We start from the raw sequence: 1,119 nt of genomic DNA, 5'->3' as shown, positions 1-1,119 counted from the left end.
CTGAGCAGAGCTGAAGGATAAAAGAGCAGTCCATTGTGCATTATTTCACACCTTAAAATATCAAAAAAGCTGTCTTGACATCTTGTAGCACCATATTTTTTCTCCCGCCGCTCCATTTACATTCATTGGCCCAACCGTGACCCGCTTTGTTCCATCAAATCGCAATTCTTCGCTTGGATCATACACAAGTTTACGTGCTGTTTGATTTCCATTCCGGTCATACTCGTAGGTATATTGTTCTTCCGTGCTGGTCGTCATTCCCGTCATTCGGCCATTAATATCATACTGGTATGTTGCCTTTCCCTCTGCGAAAGCTGCATAAGGAGAAAGTGAAATCGCGATAAATAAAATAATTGCGCTTCGGTACAGAGCTAATCCAAAGTTTGTCGACATATGTTCTCCTTATGACTCGTTATGATTCTGACCTATAAACAAAGTCTCATTCCACTAATAAACGCGAATAATCCTCTCACGTTTAGTAAGTAAATAGGACCCGTAGTCTAAAGAGGTCAACAGGCTCCCCCATAATAGTTAGTTCGCATGGAGTTGTTACTCGCATGTGGTGACACAAAACTAAATATTACCTAGATAGACTAAAAAGTGGTCCGCGAATCTAGATATGCAAGAACAGCGATTAGACCTATTAAAAAAGCGAGTAGAGAGGTTATCAATCCAAATACTAATGCGCCTAAAAGCACAACTAGTTTCAACCGCCTGTAATAAATACATGTCATAATAATTGAGATCATACAAAGTGGTATATAAGGAAGAAGTTCATGCCCTTCTCGTGAGGGTATGCCATACCCATTAAGAAAGACCAACCCTAAGGCATAAATAACTCCTATAACACTATTCATGATTGTTAGTTTCAATATTTTTTTTATATCCATGCACCATCCCTTAATCAATTTTTCTCGGATCTACGATTACAATATCCATCGGATCAGAAACCAAACTGCCTTGTATTATGACAGATGCTGCTTGTACTAACTCTCCTTTATCGTTATATTGTGCAGGAATAACCTATGGTGCTACAAGATGTCAAGACAGCTTTTTTGATATTTTAAGGTGTGAAATAATGCACAATGGACTGCTCTTTTATCCTTCAGCTCTGCTCAG

1 protein-coding gene is annotated in these 1,119 nt (G+C 38.9%); it reads right to left on the bottom strand.

Going from position 1 to position 1,119, the window contains the following annotated elements; translation table 11 throughout:
• Positions 1-60: 60 nt before the first annotated feature.
• Positions 61-393, bottom strand: coding sequence for an RHS repeat domain-containing protein (locus BCM02_RS35080; RefSeq protein WP_148933755.1), 333 nt, complete (start codon positions 391-393; stop codon positions 61-63).
• Between the last annotated feature and the right edge of the window lie 726 nt (positions 394-1,119).

Origin of the sequence: Paenibacillus methanolicus, from assembly GCF_008124765.1 — a bacterium.
In the GTDB taxonomy this organism is placed as follows: domain Bacteria; phylum Bacillota; class Bacilli; order Paenibacillales; family Paenibacillaceae; genus Paenibacillus_Z; species Paenibacillus_Z methanolicus.
Note: the sequence above shows the minus strand (reverse complement) of the source record. Positions and strands in the feature narration are given on the sequence as shown.